Genomic DNA, 24,128 nt, shown 5'->3' with positions numbered 1-24,128 from the left:
CACGCAACCGACGCGCCGCCATGGGCCCGAAACTCCCTATGCCCAAGGCCGAACACGGGATGACCGCGTCGGTGGGGACGTGAGTGCGAGGTGTCCATCGGCAGTGGGGCTTCGTCGGCAAGCACTTCTACGTCAGCGGGAAATCGGTCCACACACCGTTGCGCCCGACACCTTCAACACGCTGAGAGGTTATCAGCATGCTTGCGTGTCGTAACCGTCCGGTGAACCGGTGCCGTCCCACGCGATAGCGGCAGCAACAGCACGCAACCGTGCGGTGTGCATCGAACGCGGGTGCCCGTTCTCGACGTGGCCGTGTAGCACCAACCGTGGTCGTACATCACGTGGCCGCGCCGACCCAGTACTACACGCCAGTCGTACGCCATACGCATTACTTCGACACAATGTTCATCGTTCAAGTCATTGACGTGGAGGGCTGGTTGGTGTGGTGCTTGACCACCGCGCCTCTCGGTGGTTCCAGTAGCGGGTGCGATCGTGTGAGTGGCCGTTTGCCGTCCGGTGTCCGATGGACGGGCAAGGCTGGGGCAGTCTGTGCGCGCGCAGGATCACGTCGTGGGTGTGGTGTGCTCCCGCGCCGCCGCTGATCGAACGTTCCCGTACCTCGTTGATGTCGATGTGCCAGTTGTCATCGAGTAGTGCCGCCACGTCACCGGGTGTGACCCAATCGTCGGGGTCGAAGCCGTGCTCGCGCGCCGTATCCGCGTCGCGCATGTCGTGGTGCACCACCAGCAAGATGCCGCCCGGTGCGACGGCGGAGATCAATGCACGTTCGGCGGCACGGTCCGCGGTGCTGCGCAACGCGGGGTATTGGGCTGAGACCAGGTCGAAACCACCGGCGGGCAAATCGGCATCGAGCAGTCCGCTCAGCACCCAGGTGACGGCGGTGCCTTCCGGGTCGGTGTGGGCCGCGGCCCGGTCGAGGGCGATTCGAGAAACGTCCAGCGCGGTGACGGCCCATCCCTGGCGGGCGAGCCAGAGTGCGTCGGCGCCTTCACCGCATCCGACATCCAGGGCGCGTCCCGGCCGTGCGCCGGTCATCTCGTCGACAAGTGCGCCGTTGGGTTCTCCGCTCCACACGCGATCGTGCTCGCTGTAGCGCGCATCCCACTCGTCCGCTTCGCTTGATGTCGTCGTGACCTCGGTGACTTCGCCTGCTTCGTCCATACCAACACAGTGCAACAGGACCGACGGTTTCGGCGAGCATTCTTGCCGTATCAGCAAGAGATGTCGCTGCTCGGAGCGGTGAGGTGGACCGATGTGTAGTTCTGGATTGCGTTAGCTGTGTGATCCCCGATGCCGAACGTGAGCGGATCCTCGCGGCGCTGGAATCGCGTGCCGCTGCGGAGGTGGAGTTGCGGGCTGCTGTTGTGGCGGGTCTTCGTGCCGGGAGTTCGGTGCGGGAGATGGCGGAAGTGACCGGCATGTCGACGAACACCATCCAGCGGTGGGGCCATGACGGCGGTTGGCCGTCGACCGGGTAGAAGGCGGCCAGCTTTGCCGATGTGGATCAGGAAACGCTGCAGGACTGTCTTGCCCATTGTTCAGGAAGGGACATTGTTGTGAACGAACCCACCGGCCGGGTCGGGAACCGGGCGTATTGGATTCTGCGCGACGGGAACATTGATGTGTCGGCCTATACGCGTCAGATGCGGGACCAGCCGGGGACGCGGGTGGTTCCCGAGTACGTGGGCATCTACGCGCATGAGGGCGCGTTGGGTCAGCTCACGCCGGCGTTCGCGCGTCAGTTGGCGGTGGTTCTGAATGCTGCGGCCGACGTAGCTGAGTCCGGTGAAATATCGACTACACCAACGCATTCTGGAACGTGGCCGGACGCGGATATGTCTTTGCGGGTCGGTCAGGTGTGGGGCGACAACGATCCTCGGGTGAAGGGCCGCACGGTCAAGGTCGAGGCAATCGAGGGGGAGAAGGCACTGTGCCGTGTCCTTGCTGCGCCGTTCGACTCTCCGGAGAGCCGAACGGGTCACGCCACGCGGATCTCGGTTCGGCGATTCAGGCCCACGAGCACGGGTTATCGGCTTATCCGTGAGGCGGACGGGACCCTCGTCGAGGAGGTGTGATTGTCCGGTGATCGGGATGTGCCCCGGTCGCATCCGACCTGATCGGCGGGGCCCTTCGCGGTGCGACGCCTGGTTGACCAGTGAGAAGCCGAGCCCGGCCTGTGTGCCGATCGGTCGATGCCGGCAGGTATGTCCGTGGAGCGGATCCACCGCCGACACCGGGTATCGGGTGAGCTGGCGATCACCGGCCGTGCTGGTGGTGGTGTGTGGGCTGGTGACGGCTCTGACGGCCGGCCCGCCGGTTCGCTCTGGCTGTTGGTGGGCGCGTGTTCGTGCCGATGGCGGCGATGTCACGGCTCCTCGTACCCGCACCCACCGAGGGTGGCGGCTCGCGCGCACCTGAGACCCGGTGTCACCGAGGGTAGAGGTGTTCCATCAGTTGCCCCAGGGCGCCCTCGTCCAGGCGGGGGAGGATGTCCATCCACACGCGCAGGGGTGGCCGTCCGATCACGGGTACGTCGACGAAGACGAGGGAGCGCTGCGGCGAGGACCAGTCGCGCATGTCGAGTGTCGAGCACCCGGGGGTGGGTTCGAAGCCGCTTGTGCACACCACGCTGACCCCGGGCTCGACGGGCGTCAGGACGCGGGTTCCTCGGACGTCGGGGTTGAAGAAGCCGGGGTCCTGCGGCCCGAGCACGTCGTGGACGAACACTTGGGAGCCGCGGGGAATCGGTGGGGTGGCGGGGTCGGCGCCGGCGGGGGTTGAGCCGATCAGCACCGTTGCCGCGGCGAGGGCGAGAGCGGTGCCGGTACGCCGTCCGGTGGGGATGGGCAGGGGCATGTCGGACTCCTTGGTCGGGGAACGTGCGAAAGCGTGTGCTCACGTTAGCCGTCTGGCGTGGGAGAAGTAGCGGGCATGGGTGTGGAAGGGCGAAGGCACGGAGGCGCTGCCGAGTTCGCGGACCCGGTCGGTGCGGTCGAGGTGCCAGGTCGTGCCGATCTTGAAGGCGTTGGGGCCGAGGGCGCCTTGGTTGCTGATGACGTAGACGATCGGACTCGGTCGACGACACCGCCCATCGGTTTCCGCCGGGATGCGGTTCGAGGGGTCCATTGTCGATGAGGTGGGAGATGCGATGCGGCTACTTGTGCCGAGCAGATCTAGCAGCACATGCCTGGCCGCTCTCGGGTCTCTGACGGCGCTAATCAAATCAGTGTGAGGAGACGCTGGTGAGTGAGACTAGCGAGTGCGCTACTAGGTTCGACCGGGCTAGCAGCGAGCGCCGATCGCGGTTCCCCCCACATGCTTCGGCCAGGGGCGTGGCCTTCGCGGACTTCCTTGTATTTGATCGGCTGGACGGGCGTCAGATCCACCCAGTGTGTCCGCACCCACGATTCAGGCACCCAGTCCTCTGAGGTGGTCTGCCGTGCGATGACCGCTGGTCCAGGCGAGTATCAGCCCCCGTGCCTGCCGATTGAGTCGAGGTCGCCGATCGAGTCCGACTCGTGACTCGGTGGGTTATTCGCCACGGGTGACCGTACATGTCGAAGCTGAACCGGCCCTGGACGAAGCCCGTGGCTCGGCTGTTCTGCTCGCAGAGAGGTGACGGCGATGGCTGCCGCTTACGGTGTCGCTCCGACAGATAAGGCCGCGTGCGTCCTCGCGGCTCGGCCCTGGCCGATGCTGGTCAGGAAGGGGAATGGGTGATCTCGGCGGTGATGAAGCAAATGTGGACGGGGGCGTCGACCAAGAAGGTGGCAGAGTCGTCGGTGTCCTGCAATCCGATGAAGAATGCCCACGTTTTCGCCGCGGTGTGGGCGTGATAGGCGTCTTTCGCTTCGGCTCGGGCATCGCGTAGGTCACGTCGGAGGGTGCGGATGCGACTGTCGGTCCAGTTGGTGTGGTCGACGAGGATGCGATATGGCTGGTTGATGCGCTTGTGCGCGGGGTCGCGCCGTCCGGCGTGGAGCGTGATGACGGTCTGGTCTTCGGTTTCCTCAGGTCGGTCGTAGATGCGCAGCGGCGCGTAGAAGATGCGACGGTATCGCTCTCGGATGATGCGTTCGGTGGTGTCGCGCAGGCGTTTGAACGCGAATTGATAGTGGGTGGCGTCGATGTCGGGGATCTCGATGAGCATGTCTCGGCGATGGGTGGGGTGGGCGATGAAGGCACGGCATAGCGGGCGGATGGTGCGGGCGATCCCGCGGGTGCGGTGATCGACGGTGCCGGAGCCGGTTCCTCTCGTGCGGCGTGAGGCCGATCCGCCGCGGCTGCTGCCGACAGCGGTGACACCGTCGGGTGTCGCGATGGTTCGCTCGGTGAGGGGTACGAGCCGGCTAGGGTAGGAGTGCTGGCCGGTGAGCGGATTCTCGGGATCGCCGCCGTTGCCGGTGGCTTCGACGACGACATCGGCCCAGGGGCATTGCGGATCGTGTATTGCGTCGGTGTGAGAGCGGAAGTGCGGTGCTCGGCGCAGTGGCGGGGTGCGTCCGATGACAGCGACGACGCGTGCGTCGCATCCGTCGGTTTCGCAGACGAAATGACTGCGGACCGAGTCGACCCAGTCGCTGTCGAGGTTGACCAGGTCGTCGGCGATGATGATGCCGAGGGCGGGCATTGTGGTGATGCGTGCGCTGTCCATTGGCCACGCAGTGTATTCGGCTGGTCAGACACGCCCCGGGCAGGTGGACTGCGTTGCGCCCGGATGAGCCCGCAACGGCTACGGGGTGAGTGGATGAGGCGCCGGATCCTGAATCGCCACTTCACTGCACGTTCGAAGGCGGTGATGTGGTCGTCTTGGCTGCCCGAACCCCACCCATTGAGGTTCACCTGGTTGTCGTTGGTGATCGGCGCCTGCGACCCAGGCATCCTGGGTTGCCTGGCCGGACCGTGGAGTCGATGTCGGTGATGGCTTGCGCGTATATCTTTCCCAGGCGGGGGCTTTCGGTACTGACTTATATCCGGGAGGTGATGAGCTGTACAGCACGGGGCCGGCATCGGCGCCTACGCGGCGATCAACGCACACCACAGGCCTGCAGCAGGGTAGGACCCGACGCGCTGTTCCGCCCGTGCGTTGTTGTCGCCTTCATCGCATGGAAACGAGTAGGACGACGGCGGTCAGCACGACTGCTATCAGTTCGATGGCACCCAGGATTAGTGCAGTAACCGCGAGTCCGGAGCCGGTTTCGTGTTCACGCCCGCCGGTCTCGACGTAGCCGATCGCACCGAATGCCAGTGCCGGGATGAACAAGCCGGTCAGGGCGCTGAACAGTCCGACTATCAGGCACATGTTGGTGCGCTCGGCCACGTCGGTACCGAGATCTGCCTCGTCGAGTGTCGTCACGAGCCAAGTCCTCTCATTTGTCGGTGGCGGGCGCCGGTCAGGTCGTGGAACGGCCGCCGATGAAGCACCCGAAACGATTCAAGTAGCCCTGTGTGGGTGGGAGGGATCTGCCGTGACGCTCGGGTCGGCGGGGTAGTTCTTCCCCCCGCTCTGATGCCTGCGCCGTGCGTCGCGTCCGCCGGCAAATCTAGCCGTATCTTGCGCAGACGCTAGAAAGGCTAGTGGGCGAGGACGACGCGAGCGGGTCCTGTTCCACCAACATCAGGTGCGGCCGAATGTCCCCGCGTTGCGCGCACTCTGGTGCGCGGACCGGGGGACTAGGGTGGATGAGGTGGCCGCAGGTGCGGGGTCTGAACTACGGCACGATGGGGCGGACTGTTCACGCCGGTTTGTGGAGCGAGGGCGCCTGTGCGGGGCGGGTGTGGTTCCTGCCGCCCACGTCGTGGCGGATCGAAGACCCGAACGGCGAACCGACCCGCATCGAGAACGACACCGCCAAACCGACGACGCGGTGATGGTGCATGCGATCAAGTCCCCCCACCGTATGGTCATGACCCTCGGGGGCACTCCTTCTATTCTCTTACAGGCATACTCGATGTGGCCGCTCGATGACCGCGGTGGGATGGCGCCGAGGCTGATCCAGCCGAGCCGGCCACACCAGGTGCAGATGCGTAGCCGTTCGGGGTGGCGGTGGGCTTCCTCGACGCCACCTTCGGCGGTCAGGTGACCTATGTGATCGACGCGGAGCTGGGTATCGCTCTGACGAGGTCCGCCGGCGAGCAGACCATGGAACTTGCCGATCACCGTGATCGACGAGGACGTCGACCCGGCCCTGTTCACCTGGGTGGGCCCGACTCGGGAGGAAGCAGATCGGTTCGTCACACCCGCGCGGCGCGACTACGAGGAGGAGGGGGCTCGACCGAGGTAGGAAGGGGCAACGCTCACACTGAGCGACTCCAGCAGGAACACCCAGCGGCGTGCTCGATCACCCTACGCACACATGAGATCGCCGGTGCTGCAAAGCGTCGACGAGCAGGCACTGACCGACACCGAACGCCCGCGGTCTTGCCCTGGTCGCGGCACCTGTCGGGGCGCGCTACGCGCCGTGGTCGCGGTCCGGGTGGTCTCCGATTTCAGTGATGCCGCGGTCTTCGGACTCGTCCGATGCGGCTACCAAGGCCAAGGCCCCCGGCGTTGCCGTGGCATGGGGCACGTTGAGCGCCTACAGCGGGCGTGACACCGGATAGAGGTATCGGCCTGAGCGGCAGTGGCGGTGGGGAATGGGGTAGCGCACGCGGCCAAGCGCAGCCCCGCCAACGATGGATATCAGATGGCAGGGGCGCTACACGGTCAACCTGCACGAGTGGTGTGCGGCGCAGTAGTGACCTTCGTGAGCCGCCGAGTGCAAGTCCAGGGATTGTGATCCATACCATCGCACTATTTGCGGACTCGTCGCTGTGTGCTGGAGTGGCGGAAGCGAACGGCAGGGCACCTCGTCGGTGAGAACACCGGCCGCGGTAAGCCCCCGCTGACCGCGGTGGAGGTTGTTCGGCCGGGCGGGTCATCCGGTCCAGGCCCTGCGGGTTCACCCTGAACAGCCCGCGCCCCCGTCCGTTACTGCGGTCGGCGGGACGGTTGGTGGGCGGTGAGCAGCAGGTGGTCGAATCGGGTGCGCAGGCCGGTGTCGGGTTCGAGTTCGTCGAATGCGGCGACGATGTGTTCGGCGATCGTGCGGAGCCGGGTGTTGGTTTCCTGTGAGCGCCAGGTGAGGATGTCGAACGCGCGGTCGGCGGGGATACCGTAGACCAGCATCAACGCCCCCTTGGCCTGTTCGATCACCGCCCTCGATTGCTCGAGTTCGGCGACGGTTTCGTCGACCGAGTCCTTGACGTCGCTGCGGTGGGAGTCGGTGATGTCGATGTAGAACCCGCTCGTGCCGATCACGGCGCCGGCGTCGTCGTGCATGCGGTCGCCGACGACCACGACCTGGCGGACCTTGCCGGTGGCGGTGATGATGCGGTGTTTGCTGGAGAACGGTTCGGCGTCATTGATCATCCGGTCCAGGACCCGTGCGACGTGCGGGTGGTCCTCGGGGTGTTTGTGGGACAGCAGCAGTTCAGTGGTCGGAGTGACCTCGCCGGGCCGGTAGCCGTGCATCTGTGCGACGGCATCGGACCATTCCCACCGTTGCCCGTCCAGGAAGAAGCGGAAGGCACCGACCCGTTGCGGCTCACCGCCACCGAAGACCTGTTCGGAATCCACGGATCATTTTCTAGCAAATCGATGGCGAGGCAGTTGCGGGGGTCGTGGGAGCACGGGCGGCTCCCGCGATGCCCGCGGTACCGGGCGAGGACGTCGACGGTAAACCGCTGCACGGAGGACGGGCGACTCGAGGGAGGTCCAGGGGCGAATCGTGTGACCAGCGACGTTGACGTATTCCGGAGGGTGCGGCGAGCGCCGCCGTAACGGGTGGTTCCGTCGCCGAGGAGTGGGTCGTGGGCTTACCGGGAGGGGACGGTGTCTGCGACCGTCGTGGGCCTACGCGGAGGAGGGGCGATGACTGCGAAGTTCGAACTGTTCAAGGACACAGGGAAAGTTCCGGTTTCATCTGAAGGCGGCCAATGGGGAGATCATCGCGGCCAGCCAGGGCTACACCTCGAAGGCGGCGGCGCAGAACGGGATTGCGTCGATCAAGGACAATGCCGCGTCCGCTCCGACCGAGGATCTGACCTGATACCCGGTGTGCGGGTGCCGACAATCGCGGCGGGGAGGTGTTCACCTATGCCGTACTGTTCTGGGTTGCAGGCAGATTGGTGGAACTGACTTGGGGGTAGTCACATCGAGTGGTACCCGTCGATCACACGGATCGGAGTGGTTTCGCCGTCTGCCATTCGATGTGCGAGAGCTTCTCGTTGCCCGGCCGTGGGTGGGCTGCGAAGTCGGTCGGATCCATTGCTCGTGACGGTAGTCAGAGTGATTCCAGGACACTGACGTAGTTCGCGATCGCCAGTCCGCCCATGTTGTGCACCACGCCGCGCCGCGGTGAGTTCAGCTGTATGTGTCCTGCCGTGCCGCTCAGTTGCATGGCGGCGAGAACGTGCTGGGAGACCCCGGTGGTGCCGACAGGATGCCCTTTGGACTTCAGCCCGCCCGACAGGTTGACCGGCAATCGGCCACCCGGGAGCACTGTTCCGTCGTCGAGTACCTGCCGGCGTTTGCCGCGTTCGGTCAGGCCCATGACTTCGTACATGACCAGTTCGGCGACGGTGAAGCAATCGTGGACTTCGGCGAAGTCGAGGTCGTCGAGTCCGGCGCCGGCCATGTCGAGTGCGCGTTGCCAGGCTGTGACGCTACCGGCGAATTCGATGGGATCACGTTTGGAAGCGGGCAGGAAGTCGTTGGCCTGACCGAATCCGGTGATGCGGACCCGTGTATGCGCGGACGTCGTCGGCGCCGTGGTCAGTACGAGGGCTGCCGCACCATCGGAAATGGGGGAGCAGTCGGTACGGCGGAGCTGTCCTGCGACGATCGGATTCCGGTCCGACACTGTTGCGCAGAAGTCGAATCCGAGATCCTTGCGCAGCTGCGCGTACGGATTGAGCACACCGTTGCGGTGATTCTTCGCAGCGATATGGGCGAGCGTGTCGCCGACCGGGCCGTATCGATCCGCATACGCGTCTGCGACGCGGGCGAACAGCCCGGCGAAACCCGTCGTCGATTCCTTGCCGGCCGATTCGTAGTCGGCGCCGAGAAGCGCTGCCCCTACGACGTCGGAGCCGGCATGGGTCATCTTCTCCGCACCGATCACCAGCACCGTGCGGGCGGTTCCCGCCAGCAGCGCCCGGATTCCCTGGTGCACAGCGGCGCTGCCGGATCCACAGGCGTTCTCGACCCGCGTGGCCGGAACACCCGCGAGATCGTCGGACAGCTGCAGTGCAAGCGAGGACGCGAAACCCAACGGGTGCATCCCGGAATTGAATTGACCGAGATAGACCTCATCGACCTGACGGGGCTCGATACCTGCACTGTCGAGCGCTTCCCGCGCGACGGAGACGATGAGTGATTCCACGGTCTCGTCGTTGAGCTTGCCGAACTGCGAATGCCCCCAGCCGGTGATGAGCACATCGGTGCCGAAACGGTTGTGCAGGCTCATGCGGCCCGCTCCTCGTCGAGGTCCATGCTGAAGCACGCGCCGGTGAGCTCGCGAAGTTCGTCGACGGTGGCGCCGGGAGCGATCCGGCGAAGCACCAAGCCGCCGTTCTCGATGTCGAATACGCAGCGGTCGCTGATGATGCGATCGACCACGCCCACGCCGGTCAACGGCAACGTGCACGTCTCGACGATCTTGGGGCTGGAATCCTTGGCGACGTGCTCGGTCAGGGCGATGACTCGTGGGGTGCCGGCCACGAGATCCATGGCACTGCCCATGCCTTTGACGAGCTTGCCGGGGATGCTCCAATTCGCGAGGTCCCCGGACGCGGAGACCTGCATCGCGCCGAGGATGGCGACCGCGACGTGACCGCCGCGGATCATGCCGAAGGACTCTGCCGAGTCGAAGATGCTGCCACCCGGCGTGATCGTCACGGTTTGCTTTCCGGCATTGATGAGATCGGCGTCTTCCTCACCCTCGTACGCGAACGGTCCCATGCCGAGCAGGCCGTTCTCACTCTGCAGGATCACTCGGCGTCCCTCGGGGAGATTGTTGGCCACCAAGGTGGGGATCCCGATCCCCAGGTTGACGTAGGCGCCGTCATTGAGTTCGGAGGCTGCCAGCGCGGCCATCTCGTCTCGGGTCCACGGCATGATGCCGCTCCTTTCTGCAGGAAGTGCGATCACGCGGATGCGGCGGCCGGCTGGGGCTGCACGGTGCGCTGTTCGATGTCCTTGACGCGCTCGGCGGCGCGTACGACCCGTTGGACGTACACACCGGGGGTGGTCACCCTATCGGGAGCGAGGTCGCCGAGTTCGACGATCGTCTCGGCTTCGGCGACCGTAACCCGGCCGGCCGCCGCGACGACAGGATTGAAGTTGCGTGCGGTATAGCGGTAGTCGAGATTGCCGTCGGTGTCGGCGATGTGCGCACGGACCAGTGACACGTCGGCGACGATGCCGCGTTCGAGAACGTAGGTGCGGCCGTCGAACTCAGCGTGCGGCTTACCTTCGGCGAGGTCGGTTCCGACACCGGTCGCCGTGTAGAAGGCCGGGATACCCGCACCGCCGGCGCGCAGTCGTTCGGCCAGAGTTCCTTGCGGATTGAACTCGACTTCCAGTGCGCCGGAGAGATATTGCTCGGAGAATAAGGAGTTCTCACCTACATAGGACGCGATGACCTTACTCACTTGTCCTTTTTCGAGGAGGAGACCGAGGCCCTTGCCGTCGATGCCCATGTTGTTGGACACCACGGTCAGGTTCTTCACACCGGAGGCGCACACGGCATCGATGAGGTCGACAGGCACACCACTGAGACCGAACCCACCGACGGCGAGGGTCATGCCGTCGAACAACAGGTCGGACAGGGATGCGGTGGGAGAGTTATGCAGAACGGGCATGCGGGTTCTTTCCTCGGGGAGGGCTCACGAACGAGCCGGGGTTGCTGGTCGATCAGGTTGCATTCGGCATACCGCGGAAGCTATCCACGGACTTCGCGGAGCGCCGGGGTGGCGGAGAGCTCGGTGCGCGCAAGTGAGCGGCGGTGGACCTGGTCGGGGCCGTCGGCGATCTGCAGAAAACGTGCTTGGGAGTAGAACATGCCCAGCGGGATGTCCTGGGACAGACCGGCACCACCGAAGATCTGGATGGCTTCGTCGATGATCCACTCGACCGTCTGCGGGACCACGACCTTCGTGGCGGCGATGTCGTGACGAGCTTCCTTGGGGCCGGCGACGTCCATCCGCCAGGCGGCGCGCAGCACCATCAGCCGTGCCGCATCGACCTTGATCCGTGCATCGGCGATGGTGGCCTGTGCGACGCCCTCGTCGGCGAGAGGCCGGCCGAACGCGGCCTGAGTGCGGGCGCGGTCGGTCATCAGGGCGATGGCGCGTTCGGCCATCCCGTTCAGGCGCATGCAGTGATGGATCCGGCCCCGGGCCGAGTTCGGCGCGCACGCCGGCCGAGGATGCAACCATCGCGGGAAGTCCTTCCGGAATCAATGTGCCAAAGGAATATTCGGGTAGATCAGCCTTCTCCGAGAACCGCCATGATCTCCAGTTGGATCTGCTGGGGTTCAGGAAGGTCGATGCGGAGCGTATGTCGGGCCGGACGGCTGGTCTCGTCCGGGAACATCTCGACCCAGTGTTTGTCGATGATGGGACGGATGGACTTGTCTCGCACGAAAACGGTGCACTTCACGACGTCCTCGACTCGACCACCCGCCGCCTCTACGGTGCGGCGGAGATTGGCGAAGACGAGTTCGACCTGGGCCTCGGTGTCGGTCGGTACGTCGTTCTTCTCCGGGTCGAGGGCGACGATACCTCCGGATACGAGGAGGTTTCCGACCACGCAGGCCTGGGGGATCGGCAGGCCGCCGTGGTGCAGTCCGGGGACTTCTACGGAGCGACGAGTCATGGTTGTTCAGGTCCTTTCGGTCAGGCTGTCAGGAGCTCGATCAGCGTGGAGACGTTGTCGAGTTGGTCCAGTCGGTTGAGTGATTCGACGAGCCGTTCGGTGCGTGATGAGATCGTCGGGCCGTGTGCTGCCGACAGGCAGTCGCGTAGGCGATTCTCGTGATCGTCCGGGCTCAGAGGATTTCCGGGGAATCCGGGCGGCGCGTCGATACCATAGCCGAGAACGTCGCCGTTCGTGGCGTGAACTGTCAGTCGTGTTGCACCGGGGCCACATTCATCCAGACTCGGATCGGCGCGGACGATAGTCCTGCTCGCCAGCTCCTGTACGTCGGCACCGAGAATCGTATCAGGCCTGAAGTGCTCCAATCGCGCCGCACCGTGGAGAAGCGCTCCTGCAGCACAGTAGGATGCGCTGAACTGTGCTGCAACACGCGGGTTTTCGCCGGGGTTGAAGGGGTGGCCGACGAGGCGGTGACCATATGGTGTCATGGTTACCTCGATGTTCTCGATCATGTTCGGGCGGACACCGTCCGCGTAGGCGCGCAGAGCCAACTCGGTAGTGCCCTGGGTGAGCCCGCAGCTGGGATATTTCTTGAAGCCGGTATTGGTGAGTTCCCAACGGTTTCCCAGGTCGGCTGTCATCTGGGCGCCTGCGATTTCGTTGCGGGCGTAGAGATGCGCATATCCGTACAGTCCGTCGAGGAATCCTGTCGGTCCGGTCAAGTCGGCCTGAGCCAGTTGGGCGCACAGAACCCCGCTCTCGGCGACCCAGCCCTGAATCAGGCGCACGGCGAGCGACCCGTCGATATTGCTCTGAAAACTTCCGGCGGTCCTGTTGAAAGCCAGCCCGAGTGCCTGACTAATACGCTCGGGTGACAACCCGAGGAGCCGGGAGGCCGTCGCGGCGGCGGCGATGGGGCCGGCGATTCCTGTCGGGTCGAATCCGTTGTAGAGCCGATCGGGGAGATTGATCCGCGCTCCGACCTCGGCGCCGATCGCCACCGCTGTCAGGAACTCGGTCCCGTCCACGCCGCCGCGAAGTTCGGCGCAGGCAAGGGCGGTGGGGATCAGTGCGGCACCGAGGTGGAGTCCCGGGACCATCGCGTCTTCGTAGTCCAGGGCCCGGGCCATGGTGGCGTTGAGTTGGGCGGCTGCGGTCGCAGGAAGGCGATCGCCGTACACAAGGACGGTCGCTTCTTCCCGGCCGCCGCGAGCGAGGAGGAAGTGGCGTAGCTGGGTGCAGCCGTCCTCGGCAGCGCCGGCTGCGGTGGTGCCGATATTGGCACCGATCATCGTGGTGACGGTGTGGCGCGCGTCGAGGGACAGATCCCGGAGGTGAGTGTCGTGGATGAACTCGATCAGTTCGTCTTCGGGGGCCATGGGTGGGCTGTCCTGGTTCGTTCGGTCTCGAAAGGATCCGGGGAGGGGAGTGGTTCGGTCTCGGGGCGCTCGGAGGGATTGCGCTGTGGTTTCGGGCCGGGCGGACTCGTTCGCTGCGTGTCTCGGGACCGGTGCGCGCCGTCGGGCGGACCCGACGAGACGGACCGGGCGGCGACGGTGAATCGCCGTCCGGGTCGAGGTCACGCGATGCGGGAGGCTGTCCGGGCGCTGTCGGAGGGCGCGGACTGCGTGTCGGTCTCGGTCAGGGAGGACCCTGATGTCTCGGGGGTGAGGAATACTGCGATCAAGCTGATCACGCTGACACCGACGATCAATGCGGCTACGGGGTATCCGTTGCCTCCGGAGTTGGCGACCAAGGTGGATGCCGCGAGGGGCATCAGGCCTGCTCCGAGCAGCGCTCCGAGCTGGTAGGTCATGGAGACGCCGGTGTAGCGGAGATGGGTGGGGAACAGCTCGCTGAGCAGGACCGGAGCCACTGCGGTGATGCAGGTCATCACGAAGGTGATGTACAAGGTCAACGACACGATGAGCAGCGCACTGTTGAGTTGGTCGATGACCCAGAACAGCGGGAAGGACACCGCGGCGGTCAGGGCGGTCCCGACGAGCAGGATGGGTCGACGGCCGACTCGATCGGAGAACGACGAGATGACAGGGGTGAGGAGCGCTGACCCGATCGTGCCCAGCAGTACAGCGGTCAGCACGGTAGAGCGCTCGTGGCCCAGGCCTGTGGCGTAGGCAAGGATGTAGACGCCGAAGATGCCGGTCCCGGCTACTCCGCCGATCAGGATCAGCGTGCCGAGTACGAGGTTGCGAGGCTGGGTCCGGAAGAGTTCGAGTACCGGTACTCGGGTGGGTTCGGCGGTGGAGACCTGCTTCTCGAAGACCGGGCTTTCGACGACCTTGTGACGGACGAAGTAGCCGATGATCAGCAGACCGAAGCTCAGGAGGAACGGGATTCGCCATCCCCACGCCTGGAACTGTTCGGTGGTGAGCACGCCGGTGAGGGTGAGAACGGACAGCATGCCCAGGGCCGAACCCGCAGGGTTACCCATCACGGTGAGGCTGGTGGTCCGTCCGCGCTTGTTGTCCGCGGAATGCTCCGCTGTCATCAAGACGGCTCCGCCGAACTCGCCGCCGAGTGCGAATCCTTGCACCAACCGCAACGTCAGCAGCAGAAGTGGTGCGGCGGCGCCGATCTGTGCCTGTGTGGGCAGCAGACCGATGAGGCCGCTGGCCAGACCCATCACGATCATGGTGATCAGCAGGGCGGATTTGCGGCCCAAACGGTCGCCGTAGTGCCCGAAGATGATCGCGCCGAGCAGACGGGACAGGTAGCCGGCCGCAAGTGTGGCAAAGGCTGCGATGGTGCCGACGAGGGGATCGAGGTTGTTGAAGAAGACCTGGTTGAAGACCAGGGCGGCAACAGTCCCGTAGACGTAGAAGTCGAAGTACTCGATCGTCGTTCCCAGGAAGCCTGAGAGTGCGACCCGCCTGGACATGGCGGTGTTGTGGTCTGACATCCGATCTCCTTGAAAGGCGGCATTCGGCCCAGCCGAAAATGCTGATGGAGGGGTGGTGTGCGGCCGCATGGTTGGGGGAGTGCCGGTGTATCGGCCTGCGAGGCCCGCGGCCGCCGGGGCCCGATCCGCGGTGGAATTAGGTACCTAACACCACGCCGGTGATGTCTATCACATAGCTACCGATAGGGCAAGAAGCCGATCGAATTTCCCGCGTCCGCTTCGAGTTCTACTGCGCCCCTTGACTCCGGGTCGGCAATGTGGTTTCGTTCACATCAGCAGTTAGGTGCCTAACTCATGGACGTCCATGTAACAGGTGGAGTCCCGATCGCTTTCCCGGTGCATGCGGTGCAAGCGCCCCAACACCGGCCGAACCCGAGGCACCAGCCCAAGCCCGATCCAGGGCAGAAATGGAGGAAGTACACATGGCGGCGGTGACAGCCCTCGGCCACATCGGTGTCGACACGACCGACATCGACCTGTGGCGGCGTTGGGGCAACCTGATCGGCGCTGTGGTCGTCGACGACACCGGTGACTCGTTGGGCCTGCGGCTCGACACCGAAGCCGGCGCACGCATTCTGGTGCGCTCGTCCACCCAGGACTCGTTTGCATTCGCGGGATGGGAAGTCGAGAACGAAGCGGCATTGAAAGGTATCTGCAGCAGGTTGGAAGCTGCGGGTGCACAACCGAAGGACCGACCCGACCTGGCCGCCGAGCGTGGCGTGGTGGACCTGGTGACATTCGTTGATCCCGACGGATTCGTCGCCGAGTTGTACTGGGGCCGTATGAGCCGTGTTCGGAACCGATTCCTCTCTCCCCACGGCGTGGACTTCTCCATTGGAGATATGGGGATCGGACACCTCGTGCTCGGCGTGACCGACTTCCGCCGCACGATGGCCTTCTACACCGAGGTTCTGGGCATGGTCGTCACCGAGACCATGAACATCGGCGGCAACCGGGTCGCGATGGTGCGCTGCAATCCGCGACATCACAGCCTGGCGTTCGCGGAGGTGACGTCGGCGCGTCCACGCGTGCTGCACTTCGCAGTCGAAGTCGACCACCTCGATGCTCTGGGCGCCATCCGAGACCGGCTTCTCGACGAAGGATTTCCGATCTCTCGTGATCTCGGGCGCCACCCCGGCGACGGCGTGATCTCGTTCTACCAGCCCATGGGTGACGCCTTCGAGGTCGAAGTGGCATGGGGGACAACTCGAATCGACGAGCGAACGTGGCCGCAACGACGGCACGACCGCCCCTACTGGTCGTGGGGTCATCGACCGCTGACCGGCGCCGCCACGGCCTTGGGTTCGGATGTCGAGTAGACGTTCGCGCCGTCGACTCCATCTGACCATCACTGCACGAATATCCGCACACAACTATCGAAGGACAGCAATATGAGACTCGCTTCTGTCGCCATCGCGGGCACCGATCACGTCGTGGTCGCGGTTCCGGACCAGGACCGCGTGGTCACGCTCGCCGATCTGTACGCCAAGGCCGGCCTCGGTGATGCCCCCGCCACCGTCAAGACGCTGTTGAAGGCAGGCGCCGACGAATGGGCGAAGGTCCGGCAGGCCTACCAGGGGATCGCCGACGCGCCGTCGGTGAGCCTCGACGAGCTGACCTGGCTGCCGCCGGTCCCCGACACCGGCAAGATTCTCTGCGCCGCGATGAACAACTCGCTGCTCACCCGCGGTGCCCACGTCGAGGCCGCGGCTCCGATGTTCTTTCTCAAGCCGCCGAGCGCGATGGTCGGCCACGGTGACAACATCGAGATCATCCCCGACGACTACGGTTTCACCTTCCCTGAACTCGAAGTCGGCGTGATCATCGGGCGCAAAGCCAAGAACATCTCCGAGGACGAGGCCCTCGACCATGTCGCCGGCTACACGATCGTCAACGACATCACCTCGCAGGGTCTCAAGCGGGGCGACTCCATCGCCGTCGACGTAAGCCGGCAGCAGGCCGACTCCCCCGGCTACTCGGAGTACTTCGCATGGCGCCGGGTCAACGGCCCCGACGATCTGGCCGTGTACCTCACCTACCACACGCGTTCCAAGGGAACCGACACCTTCGGCCCGATGGGACCGTGGCTCACCACCGCCGACGAGATCAGCAACCCCGACGCGCTCGCGGTCCGCGGCTACGCGGACGGCGAGGTGTTCGCCGAGGACTCCACCTCCGCCTACAGCTTCACAGTCGCCAAGCTCATCTCCTGGGCCAGCCGCTACTTCACCCTCGAGCCGGGCGACATCATCCTCACCGGCACGGCCGCGAAGGGCAACGAGAAGTTCCCCCGCGGACACCACGAGATCGACATGAGCCGCATGACGCCGACCATCGACATCGAGATCGAGGGCCTGGGCACGCTCACGAACAAGGTCACCCACATCACCCGCGCGTGACCCCATACGGAAGGACAGGAGGCACACCGTGAAATTCGTGACCTACATTTCGCCCTCGACCGGTTCGACCGCCGTCGGAGTGGTGCAGGACGATCAGATCGTCGGTGACCCCGCGTCTGCAACCCTGCTCGAGCTGGTGCAAACCTCGGACCTCGTCATCGCCGGTGAGCGAATCCTCCAGGCGCACAACGAGACCATTCCGCTGACCGAGGCGCGAATGCAGGCCCCGATCGCGGCGCCTCCGTCCTTCCGTGACTGCATGACATTCGAAGGTCATGTCGTCAACTGCAACAAGTGGCTCGACCGACCCGTACCCGAGGTGTGGTACGAACAGCCCACCTTCTACTTCTCCAACCCTCAGGCGATCGTAGGACCCAACGACGAGGTCCCGATCGCTCCGGGATCCTCGATGTTCGACTTCGAACTCGAGATCGCAGCGGTGGTCGGTAGGACCGGCGCGAACCTGACACCCGAACAGGCGGAAGACCGCATCGCCGGCTACATGGTGCTGTGCGACTGGAGTGCACGTGACGTGCAGATGCACGAGATGACCGGATCCCTGGGACCGGTCAAGGGCAAGGACACCGTCACCAGCACCGGACCGTACCTGGTCACCCCCGACGAGCTGGCCGATCGGCGCCGCAATCTCGGATATGACCTCACCGCCCGCGTCAGCGTCAACGGAAGCGTTATCGGCGAAGGCAACTGGGCCGACACCTACTGGTCCTTCGCCGATGTGATCGCGTACGCCTCCCGAGGTACCCGTGTGGTTCCGGGCGACGTCATCGGCGGCGGCACCCTGCCCACCTGCTGTCTGTTCGAACACCTCGGCCTCGACACCACCTCGTCTCGCTGGCTCACTCCGGGCGACACCGTAGTCCTGGAGGTCGAACGCCTCGGCCGCATCGAGACCACCGTCGTCACCGGTCCGGAGGTCGTGCCGGTCCCACCGCGCGGATCGCGCCTCGCGGCCCGCTGATCCGCGTCGAAAACTACCCCACCAACCGAAACCCCTGGATGTCACTGTTCGCCTGCAACGCCGTCGACACACGCGAAGCCCGAACGAATGACACTCATTCACCCACGGATGCACGAGAAGGACACCTCCCATGGCTGATGCTGAAACCCCGGTGCTCATCGTCGGTGCCGGACCCGCCGGGTTGACCGCCGCCCTGGCGCTTGCGAAGTTCGGAATCGAGCACGTACTGGTCGAAAAGTACCCGGGAACCGCACACTCGCCGCGTGCCCACATCGTCAACCCCCGCACCGTCGAGATCATGCGACACCTGGGTGTCCAGGAAGAAATCGAGGCAGTGTCCTCACCCCACGAGCGCCTGCGACACCACGTCTGGTACACCACGCTGAACCAGCCCGAGATCGCCCGCAAGGAAGCATGGGGCACCTCCCCGCACCGCAAGGCCGACTACCTCGCGGCGAGCCCCTGCCCCTCGATCAACTGCCCCCAGACCCGGTTCGAACCGGTCCTGGTCGAGGCACTGCGTGATGCCGGCTCCGACGTGCAGTTCCAGCGTGAACTCCTCTCGATGGAGCGCGAGGGGGACCACTGGGTCAGTACGATCCTCAACCGCGAGGACGGCACGACATTGACGGTCCGCTCCCGCTACGTCATCGGTGCGGACGGTGCCCGCACCAAAGTGCTCGGCTTCGCCGGGCTCGACATCGAGGGACCCTCGGGGCTGTTCCACGCCGCGAACATCTGGTTCAAGGCCGACCTCAGCCGCTATCTGGCACACCGACCCGGCGTGCTCACCTGGAATATGCACCCCGGCCCGCAACCGCCGCTTGCGCTCGGCACGTTCATCTGCATGAACCCCTTCGACGAGTTCGTGCTCAACAGGTTCTACGACCCCGAGGTCGAGGATCTGTCCGAGATGACCGAAGAGCAGGCGATCGGTCACATTGAACGGGCCGTCGGCGAGCCCGTCGACGACATCGAGATCCTCGGCATCTCGGGGTGGAAGGTCAACGCGCAGGTCGCCCCCGAGTACGCCCGCGACGGCGTGTTCTGCATGGGTGACGCCGTGCACCGCCATCCCCCGACGAACGGCCTCGGCCTGAACATGTCGGTGGCCGACGCCTACAACCTGGCCTGGAAGCTTGCACTCGTCCTCCGCGATGAGGCCGGTGCCGAGCTGCTGGACACCTACAACAGTGAGCGCCAGCCCATCGGCGCGACGGGCGTCGACCGAGCCATCAAGAGCCTGCACCAGGCAACGGCGATCCAGGAAGCTGTCGGACTCCACGAAGGGCTTTCCGAGGAAGAGGGATGGGAAGCGCTGGCGTCCCTCGAGGATCCGGGTCCGCTGGGAGATGAACGGCGCGCGGCTTTGCGCGCTGCCCTCGACAAGAACGAGAACCGTTTCAACGCATTGGGTCTGGAAGTCGGATACCACTACGACGAGGGTGCCCTCGTGCACGACGAGACGCCCTACCCTCCGTTCGAGGGTGATCCCGTCCTGGACTTCCAGACCACCACCAGGCCCGGGGCGCGTGTGCCCCACGCGCGGCTGATCCGGAATGGGGAGCAGATCTCCACGCTCGACCTCGTCGACGGGTTGGAATTCGCCCTGCTGGTCGGTCTGGACGCCGAGCACTGGTTCGAAGCTGCCGAGAAGGTCTCGGCCGAACTCGGGGTGCAGGTCGTCGCCCATCGGATCGGCGGTGACATCCTCGACCCCTACTGGGAATGGAGCGACGCCCGCGAGGTCGGGCACGCCGGCGCGGTGCTGGTCCGTCCCGACCGGCATGTTACCTGGAGGAGCGTCGACCGTCCGACGGATGCAGCAGCCGAGCTCTCCCGCGTGATGAGGACTGTGCTGCACCTCTGACCGCGCTCGCTCCTCTCCACTCCCCGACACTTCACCGGAGACAGAAGACACATGGACACGACGTTCACACCGGAGACCACCGCTGCCGTCGCAGATGCCCGGCAGCACTCCATCGGAGACCTGCTGCACCGTACCGCCTTACGGTATCCGGACAAGCTCGCGGTCGTCGCCGGAGACCTGCGGGTGACCTACGCCGAATTCGACGCCGCGGCCAACCGGATGGCCCATGCGCTGACCGCCCGTGGCCTGACCAAGGGCGACCGGCTGGCACTGCTGAGTCACAACTGCTGGCAGTACGCTCTGACCGTCTTCGCCACCGCGAAGCTGGGCGTGGTCCTGGTGCCGGTGAACTTCATGCTCGGCCCGGACGAGATCGCCTACATCCTGCAACACGCCGATGCGCGTGGGATCCTCGTGGAGGACACGCTCGCCCCCACAGCAGGCAAGGCACTGGCCACCGCGCGCATCGACGGTGTGCGGGGATGGATCTCGACCTCAGGGGCAGCACCCGACGCCGGGTGGGAGGACGTCGACGACTGGTGGCGTTCCGGTCACGACTCGGCACCGAACGTCCTGGTCGCCGACGACGATCCGGTCCGCCTGATGTACACCTCGGGCACCGAATCGCGCCCCAAGGGCGTGATGCTGTCCAGTCGTTCTTTGATAGCCCAGTACACCTCCTGCGCGATCGACGGTGGAATGAGCGTGGACGATGTCGAGGTGCATGCGCTGCCGATGTTCCATTGCGCGCAGCTGGATTGCTTCTTCTCCGTCGATGTCTACCTCGGCGCAACCAGCATCATCCTGCCGGCCCCGGACCCCGCGGTGCTGCTCGAGACCATCGCCCGGGAGAACGTGACCAAACTGTTCTGCCCGCCGACGGTGGATCTCGTTGCTGCGCCATCCTTCGTTCGACAGCACGGACCTGTCGAGTCTGCGCAAGGGCTACTACGGTGCGTCGCCCATGCCGGTGGAGATCCTCCGGGAGTTGCAGCAACGCCTGCCGCAGGTGCAGCTGTGGAACTTCTACGGCCAGACCGAGATGGCACCTCTGGCAACGATATTGCGCCCACATGAACAAGTCGAACGAGCCGGGTCGGCGGGCCGTGCCGCCCTGAACGTCGAGACCCGGTTGGTCGACGACGACGGAAACCCCGTGCCGGTCGGCGAGATCGGCGAGATCGTGCACCGAAGCCCGCAGGCCGCACTCGGCTACTACAACGACGAGGAGAAAACCGCCGAGGCGTTCCGTGACGGCTGGTTCCACTCCGGCGATCTCGGCATCATGACCGAAGGCGGCTACCTGTCGGTCGTGGACCGCAAGAAGGACATGATCAAGACCGGCGGAGAGAACGTCGCCAGCCGTGAGGTCGAGGAAGCGATCTACGAACACGACGATGTCGCCGAGGTCGCGGTTTTCGGCATCAGCCATCCGTACTGGGTTGAGGCCGTCACCGCAGTCGTCGTCCCCAAACCTGGAGCGGCAGTGACCTCTGAGCAGATCAAGGACCACACCCGTGGCCGGCTCGCCGGCTACAAACAGCCGAAATATGTTGTCGTCAGCGACGCGCTGCCGAAGAACCCGAGTGGCAAGGTACTCAAGCGTGAACTGCGTGATCTGTACGGCGGCCTCGCATCGAACATCGGCTCGGCAGAGAATGATTCGGGCCAGTAGTTGAGCCGAGCACCCGTGGATCCCTCGACCGACGACCCGCAGAATCGCAGTCGAGGGGCCTTCCGGCTAACCGTCGATCCGGTCTTCGGGCCGTTCTTCTGGGGCAAACTGCTCTCGTCGTGCGGCACGTGGACCTTCGTGGTGGTCGCCGCGATCCTGACATTCGATCTGAGCGGTTCGGCCTGGGCCGTGGGCATGGTGACGGTGGCCCACTCCGCCCCGCAACTGCTCTTCGCGCCGTTCAGCGGGCAGTTGGCCGACCGTGGCAAGGCCGCCACCCAGATCGTGGCGGGTTCGTTGTTGACCGGGGTCGGCGCGGGTGGCCTGGCGTTGTGGCTCTGGCTGTCCGGGGGGAGTGGACGGACTGTCAGGTCTCACTCCGGTGATGCTGTCCTCCGTCGTCGTCGGACTGGGCTTCGCGATCGGCGGCCCTGCGATGCAATCGATCGTGCCCGCAATGATCAGACCGGGGGAAATGACCGCGGCAATGTCGCTGAACACGGTCCCCATCACGGTAGGCAGGGCCGGTGGGCCTGCCATGGGTGCCGCCGTGGCACTCTCACCGGGTGCTGCTCGTGCTTCTGCTCGGGATCGCGGCGGTTGGAGTCGGCGTAGACCCAGCCGTCACTTTGGCGCCGGCATTGGCGGAGCAACTCGGCGCCGAAGCGGCTCTGGCCGGATGGATGGCGTCCTGCTTCGGTATCGGTGCCGGCGTCGGCTTCTTGCTGTTCGGTCCGCTGCACCGCGCCGTGGGGATCGAGTGTCTGGGCAGTGGCGGATTGCTGCTGATCGCAGGTGGTCTCGTGCTCGCGGGAGGAACGGACAACGCCCCTCTCACGTTGATCGCATTCGGTGTGTCCGGTATCGGGATGACCCTGGCGTTCACCAGCATTACTACGCAGATCCAGAACAGATCACCCGACGAGCTTCGGGGCCGATCATGGCCCTGTGGTTCGTCGGCTTCGTCGGAGCCCGTCCGTTCGCAGCAGGACTGAGCGGGTGGATCACCGACACGATCGGAGTGACAGCAGCACTTGTCGGAGTCGCGCTGCCGGTGGTGGTAGTCGCCTATCTGTGCCGTCCCAGCTATCTGGCATCGTCGTGAATGACCACCGCAGCACAGACGTGTCCGGCCTTCCGGCGGATGCCGCCCATCTGGTGAGAGGACATCGGTGGTCTCGACGGCGGCCGTCGATCTGGGCCTGTGCGGCTCCGTGGCAACGGTCGGCCACCATGGCTCTGACTACACCACCATTTTCTGACCGTAGCGTGCGGCGAGGATGGTGACGGGGTGTGCACGATGCAGGGACAACGGGACGAGATGATGGGGGCATCAACGGTGACGCAGGAGTTGGACATTGTCCCGACGGAGGGTTGTCCGCGGGAGCCGGACGGGGCGAAAGCCACATCACGTGTCGGGTCTCGTACACTCAGGCCCATGCAGCTCGAGGGTCGACGGTGGCAAGAGGCCTCCCTTCGGTTGCTGGGGCGCCCGACGACCCAGGTCGACTACACCGCCGCCGCGATCGTATGGCATATCGGCCGCCTCGCCCGTCTGAACGAAAAGCGCATGGAATACGAGGTCCACCGACCTCTGGGGTGGACGTGGGGAGCGTTTCGGATCATGTCCCAGCTCTACGTGCTCGGACCCAGGAACCCTCCCAATTGGCAGACAGTCTACAGTTGACCCGTCCCACAATCACTGGGGGAGTCGACCGCCTCGAGCGCGATGGATATGTGACGCGTACGGTCCAGCCCAAGAATCGAAGCCGACTCACGATCGACCTCACGGAGGCCGGTAAAGAAGCTGTCGAGGAGGCAGCCGGGTTACAACATCAGGTCGAGCTTGATCTGGTCTCAGGTTTGTCCGAGGAAGATCAATCCCAGCTGTCCGAACTGCTCACGAAGTTGTTCAATACCCTCCAGCAGTGAACAGCCTATTCGGAAGTCGGCGCGTTTTCACTGCAGGTCGAGGCCGACCTGCGTGCCTTGCTCGACCGGATCTCAGGTCCGGAACACGCGCACTGACGAAATGAGCCAGCTCAGGTGTCTGCGCTCGTCCGGAAATGGATCAGGCCGACTGGGTGGACATGTCCAAGTGCTGGTGTGGCCGCGCAGTATTGAAAGCGTGCAGGGTGCGCCGATGGCCGGGCGGTGCCGTCTGCTGCGGCGTCGGTCAGGCCGGCAGCGAATGGGTCTCGGATTTGTGTCTGTAGACGAGAAGGGCATCCGTGTGGACTGGATGTGTCGCTCCAGGGTGTCGGCAGCCTCGTTGCTTCGACGAACTTGATGTCGCAGACGCCGAAGGCCTCTGGCCTTGGGTGAAGACGCTGCTGCACTCGGT

General features: G+C 65.0%; 23 protein-coding genes and 4 pseudogenes. 14 read left to right on the top strand and 13 right to left on the bottom strand.

Translation table 11 applies throughout. From position 1 onward, the window contains the following. Positions 1-417: 417 nt before the first annotated feature. Positions 418-1,182, bottom strand: a complete 765-nt coding sequence (locus JWS13_RS05490) for a class I SAM-dependent methyltransferase (RefSeq protein ID WP_206004872.1) — start codon at positions 1,180-1,182, stop codon at positions 418-420. A 119-nt stretch (positions 1,183-1,301) separates the two neighbouring features. On the opposite strand from JWS13_RS05490, the gene JWS13_RS05485 reads away from it, so the two are divergent. Both JWS13_RS05485 and JWS13_RS05480 read left to right on the top strand, forming a co-directional pair. Continuing rightward, complete coding sequence (locus tag JWS13_RS05485; RefSeq protein ID WP_206004871.1) at positions 1,302-1,499, top strand: hypothetical protein; 198 nt, start codon at positions 1,302-1,304, stop codon at positions 1,497-1,499. A 78-nt stretch (positions 1,500-1,577) separates the two neighbouring features. Next, complete coding sequence (locus JWS13_RS05480; RefSeq protein WP_206004870.1) at positions 1,578-2,096, top strand: hypothetical protein; 519 nt, start codon at positions 1,578-1,580, stop codon at positions 2,094-2,096. Between the two features lie 352 nt (positions 2,097-2,448). On the opposite strand, the gene JWS13_RS05475 is transcribed toward JWS13_RS05480, so the two are convergent. The 4 genes from JWS13_RS05475 to JWS13_RS05460 all read right to left on the bottom strand — a co-directional run bounded on the left by JWS13_RS05475 (position 2,449) and on the right by JWS13_RS05460 (position 5,377). Then, positions 2,449-2,877: a hypothetical protein gene (locus JWS13_RS05475; RefSeq protein WP_206004869.1), complete on the bottom strand. Its 429-nt coding sequence runs from the start codon at positions 2,875-2,877 to the stop codon at positions 2,449-2,451. A gap of 39 nt (positions 2,878-2,916) precedes the next feature. Next, the gene (locus JWS13_RS05470) at positions 2,917-3,147 is read right to left on the bottom strand and encodes a hypothetical protein (RefSeq protein ID WP_241032108.1); all 231 of its coding nucleotides are present in this window, start codon (positions 3,145-3,147) and stop codon (positions 2,917-2,919) included. A 574-nt stretch (positions 3,148-3,721) separates the two neighbouring features. Further along, positions 3,722-4,675, bottom strand: a complete 954-nt coding sequence (locus JWS13_RS05465; RefSeq protein WP_241032107.1) for a hypothetical protein — start codon at positions 4,673-4,675, stop codon at positions 3,722-3,724. 444 nt (positions 4,676-5,119) lie between these two features. Continuing rightward, complete coding sequence (locus JWS13_RS05460) at positions 5,120-5,377, bottom strand: hypothetical protein (protein WP_206004868.1); 258 nt, start codon at positions 5,375-5,377, stop codon at positions 5,120-5,122. 326 nt (positions 5,378-5,703) lie between these two features. Here JWS13_RS05460 and JWS13_RS05455 point away from each other — a divergent pair, with 326 nt between their 5' ends. Next, positions 5,704-5,892 carry a hypothetical protein gene (locus JWS13_RS05455; RefSeq protein ID WP_206004867.1) on the top strand — a complete coding sequence of 63 codons (189 nt, stop codon included), beginning with the start codon at positions 5,704-5,706 and terminating at the stop codon, positions 5,890-5,892. Between the two features lie 278 nt (positions 5,893-6,170). Then, positions 6,171-6,305 (top strand): hypothetical protein, encoded by a 135-nt coding sequence (locus JWS13_RS45945; protein ID WP_259375209.1) that lies wholly within the window; start codon positions 6,171-6,173, stop codon positions 6,303-6,305. A 686-nt stretch (positions 6,306-6,991) separates the two neighbouring features. On the opposite strand, the gene JWS13_RS05450 is transcribed toward JWS13_RS45945, so the two are convergent. Continuing rightward, entirely contained in the window at positions 6,992-7,639 is a 648-nt protein-coding gene (locus tag JWS13_RS05450; RefSeq protein ID WP_206004866.1) for a PAS and ANTAR domain-containing protein, read from the bottom strand. A gap of 294 nt (positions 7,640-7,933) precedes the next feature. Here JWS13_RS05450 and JWS13_RS05445 point away from each other — a divergent pair. Next, positions 7,934-8,111: pseudogene (locus tag JWS13_RS05445) on the top strand (YegP family protein). Positions 8,112-8,345: 234 nt separating this feature from the next. Here JWS13_RS05445 and JWS13_RS05440 read toward each other — a convergent pair. The 7 genes and pseudogenes from JWS13_RS05440 to JWS13_RS05410 all read right to left on the bottom strand — a co-directional run bounded on the left by JWS13_RS05440 (position 8,346) and on the right by JWS13_RS05410 (position 14,861). Next, complete coding sequence (locus JWS13_RS05440; protein ID WP_206004865.1) at positions 8,346-9,530, bottom strand: acetyl-CoA acetyltransferase; 1,185 nt, start codon at positions 9,528-9,530, stop codon at positions 8,346-8,348. Next, positions 9,527-10,180 carry a CoA transferase subunit B gene (locus JWS13_RS05435; RefSeq protein ID WP_206004864.1) on the bottom strand — a complete coding sequence of 218 codons (654 nt, stop codon included), beginning with the start codon at positions 10,178-10,180 and terminating at the stop codon, positions 9,527-9,529. Before JWS13_RS05435 ends, JWS13_RS05440 begins: the two co-directional genes overlap by 4 nt. 29 nt (positions 10,181-10,209) lie before the next feature. Next, entirely contained in the window at positions 10,210-10,926 is a 717-nt protein-coding gene (locus JWS13_RS05430) for a CoA transferase subunit A (RefSeq protein WP_206004863.1), read from the bottom strand. A gap of 80 nt (positions 10,927-11,006) precedes the next feature. After that, a pseudogene (locus JWS13_RS05425) lies at positions 11,007-11,459 on the bottom strand (acyl-CoA dehydrogenase family protein); the annotation flags it as partial. A gap of 92 nt (positions 11,460-11,551) precedes the next feature. Beyond that, a complete protein-coding gene (locus JWS13_RS05420) occupies positions 11,552-11,941 on the bottom strand; it encodes a RidA family protein (protein ID WP_206004862.1) in 390 nt (129 codons plus the stop codon). 20 nt (positions 11,942-11,961) lie between these two features. Next, positions 11,962-13,320, bottom strand: a complete 1,359-nt coding sequence (locus tag JWS13_RS05415) for an MmgE/PrpD family protein (protein ID WP_206004861.1) — start codon at positions 13,318-13,320, stop codon at positions 11,962-11,964. A 200-nt stretch (positions 13,321-13,520) separates the two neighbouring features. After that, complete coding sequence (locus tag JWS13_RS05410; RefSeq protein WP_206004860.1) at positions 13,521-14,861, bottom strand: MFS transporter; 1,341 nt, start codon at positions 14,859-14,861, stop codon at positions 13,521-13,523. A 422-nt stretch (positions 14,862-15,283) separates the two neighbouring features. Between JWS13_RS05410 and JWS13_RS05405 the strand changes: the two genes are divergently transcribed. The 9 genes and pseudogenes from JWS13_RS05405 (at position 15,284) to JWS13_RS45940 (ending at position 23,716) form a co-directional block, all read left to right on the top strand. Then, entirely contained in the window at positions 15,284-16,180 is an 897-nt protein-coding gene (locus JWS13_RS05405) for a VOC family protein (RefSeq protein ID WP_206004859.1), read from the top strand. 72 nt (positions 16,181-16,252) lie between these two features. Continuing rightward, positions 16,253-17,260: a fumarylacetoacetate hydrolase family protein gene (locus JWS13_RS05400; protein WP_206004858.1), complete on the top strand. Its 1,008-nt coding sequence runs from the start codon at positions 16,253-16,255 to the stop codon at positions 17,258-17,260. Between the two features lie 28 nt (positions 17,261-17,288). Then, entirely contained in the window at positions 17,289-18,239 is a 951-nt protein-coding gene (locus tag JWS13_RS05395) for a fumarylacetoacetate hydrolase family protein (protein ID WP_206004566.1), read from the top strand. A 130-nt stretch (positions 18,240-18,369) separates the two neighbouring features. Further along, positions 18,370-20,109: an FAD-dependent monooxygenase gene (locus JWS13_RS05390; RefSeq protein WP_225929616.1), complete on the top strand. Its 1,740-nt coding sequence runs from the start codon at positions 18,370-18,372 to the stop codon at positions 20,107-20,109. 51 nt (positions 20,110-20,160) lie between these two features. Then, positions 20,161-21,268: pseudogene (locus JWS13_RS45440) on the top strand (AMP-binding protein); the annotation flags it as partial. Between the two features lie 126 nt (positions 21,269-21,394). After that, positions 21,395-21,784, top strand: a complete 390-nt coding sequence (locus tag JWS13_RS46405) for an AMP-binding enzyme (RefSeq protein WP_420855041.1) — start codon at positions 21,395-21,397, stop codon at positions 21,782-21,784. Between the two features lie 385 nt (positions 21,785-22,169). After that, positions 22,170-22,304: pseudogene (locus tag JWS13_RS46400) on the top strand (MFS transporter); the annotation flags it as partial. 46 nt (positions 22,305-22,350) lie between these two features. Continuing rightward, positions 22,351-22,779 carry an MFS transporter gene (locus JWS13_RS05375; protein ID WP_206004857.1) on the top strand — a complete coding sequence of 143 codons (429 nt, stop codon included), beginning with the start codon at positions 22,351-22,353 and terminating at the stop codon, positions 22,777-22,779. 535 nt (positions 22,780-23,314) lie between these two features. Then, positions 23,315-23,716 carry a MarR family winged helix-turn-helix transcriptional regulator gene (locus tag JWS13_RS45940; RefSeq protein WP_259375208.1) on the top strand — a complete coding sequence of 134 codons (402 nt, stop codon included), beginning with the start codon at positions 23,315-23,317 and terminating at the stop codon, positions 23,714-23,716. Positions 23,717-24,128: the final 412 nt, after the last annotated feature.

The organism is Rhodococcus pseudokoreensis (genome assembly GCF_017068395.1).
Classification (GTDB): Bacteria; Actinomycetota; Actinomycetes; order Mycobacteriales; family Mycobacteriaceae; genus Rhodococcus_F; species Rhodococcus_F pseudokoreensis.
This window is presented reverse-complemented; position numbering and strand designations above follow the sequence as displayed.